Annotated in this window: 1 protein-coding gene; it reads right to left on the bottom strand. The window is 33.7% G+C overall.

The genetic code is table 11. The features are described from left to right. Window positions 1-45: 45 nt before the first annotated feature. Window positions 46-258, bottom strand: a 213-nt coding sequence (locus AOA60_RS33445) for a hypothetical protein (RefSeq protein ID WP_218240777.1), incomplete at its 5' end; no start/stop codon positions are given.

Here is a 258-nt window from a genome sequence, read left to right as displayed (position 1 = left end):
TCGTAATAGTATGACGCATAATTATCACATCCTGTTCTTTCTTTTTTATCTATAGGGGAGCATTTTAGCCACCTTCGGCAAACTCTCCCATTCATTTTTTTCAAAAACACGCAATAGCCATATTAAAACAATATATATAACTCCACCTATTATTGCTGCTGATATCGAAAGAAAACTATGTATTAAACGCGTTGAATCCCAAGTGGTAAACATCCATTGATACAGAAGAACAATACTCATCATAATACCTAACGCAAT

Origin of the sequence: Pseudomonas sp. 2822-17 (assembly GCF_002742485.1) — a bacterium.
Lineage (GTDB): Bacteria > Pseudomonadota > Gammaproteobacteria > Pseudomonadales > Pseudomonadaceae > Aquipseudomonas > Aquipseudomonas cyclaminis.
The sequence above is the reverse complement of the archived record's forward strand: the minus strand, read 5'-3'. Positions and strand labels throughout refer to the sequence as shown.